This is a genomic window from Streptomyces ossamyceticus (genome assembly GCF_001418475.1).
Taxonomy (GTDB): domain Bacteria; phylum Actinomycetota; class Actinomycetes; order Streptomycetales; family Streptomycetaceae; genus Streptomyces; species Streptomyces ossamyceticus.
Window position 1 is genome coordinate 1 of record NZ_LIQX01000768.1, and the last position, 1268, is coordinate 1268.

Sequence of the window (1268 nt, forward strand, 5' to 3'; positions counted from 1 at the left end):
GGTCGGTGGCGTGGTGTTCCGGGAGTGTGGGGCGCTCGCCGAGATGCCCCTGCCGGGCCAGGACTTGGACCGCGCAGTCGAAGGCGCAGGAGGCATCCGCGCGGGGAGACGGCGACTGCGGGGAAGGTGCGGCGAGCGAGGTGGGCCCGGTGAGCGGGGAAGGCGTCGGCATCGGCGTCGTCAGGACGGCAAGGAGCAGCAGGAGGGCCGCGGCGAACCGGTGACCGGCGGTCGGGACGGCGCGGAGTGCTTGGCGCATGCGTCGTCCCTTTCTGGGTGGTCGGAGTCGGGTGACAGGTCCGGAGGGGAAGGCCGCTCACGGCCGGGTGCCGGAGGAGCGGGAGGTAGGGCAGGACGTGGAGCCCCGGCGCCGTCATCCCCAGGTGGGGGGAGCCCGCACAGTCACCGCCGGAACGTCGAAGTCGGCCGCGTCACCCGCCGGTGAGAGCGGACCGCCGGGCTCGCCATCGCCGTGGGCCGGGCCGGGCCGGGCCGGTGCCGGACGGTGGCGGCGGCGGCGGATCAGGGTTCGATGAGTCCCGCGCGAATCGCGTACCGGGTCAGTTCCAGCCGGTCGCGCAGGCCGAGCTTCTGCAGCAGGTTGGCCCGGTGGCGGTGCACCGTCTTGATGCTGATGACGAGGATGTCGGCGATGTCCTTGGAGGAGTGGCCCTCGGCGACGAGCTTGAGGACCTCTTCCTCCCGTGGTGTGAGGAGGCTGTCGGCGTTCTCCTCACCGTGCCGGACCCGGTCGAGATAGTTGCGGATCAGGGCGGTGACCGCGCCGGGGTAGAGGAACGGCTCGTCGCGCATCGCGGCGCGGCACGCGGCGACCAGATCGCGGTCGGCGACGGACTTCAGCACATAGCCGCCGGCACCCGCCTTGAGGGCCTGGAACAGGTACTGCTCGTTGTCGTGCATGGTGAGCATGAGGATGCGCAGGCCCGGCTTGAGCGTGGCCAGCGCGCGGGTCGCCTGCAGACCGGTCATCCGTGGCATGGCGATGTCCAGGACAGCCAGATCGATGTCCTGGCCGCGGGCCGCCTCGATGGCCTCCGCGCCGTCCCCGGCCTCCGCGACGACCCGCAGGTCCGGTTCCCTCTCCAGGATCAGGCGTACGCCACGCCGCACGAGGGCGTGGTCGTCGGCCAGCAGGATTCGGGTCGGCGTCGACGAGGCCCTGGCACCGGGGCTGTGGGGGGCCGAGGCCGCCGCGGACTCGGCCCCCGAGCCGAAGGACAGCACCCCGGCCTCGGCCCCCCACGGCC

1 protein-coding gene and 1 pseudogene are annotated in these 1268 nt (G+C 73.0%); both read right to left on the bottom strand.

The features are described from left to right. Nucleotides 1–259: pseudogene (locus tag AOK15_RS38360) on the bottom strand (hypothetical protein); the annotation flags it as partial. Between the two features lie 263 nt (nt 260–522). Further along, complete coding sequence (locus tag AOK15_RS38365; RefSeq protein WP_240508786.1) at nt 523–1158, bottom strand: response regulator; 636 nt, start codon at nt 1156–1158, stop codon at nt 523–525. Nucleotides 1159–1268: the final 110 nt, after the last annotated feature.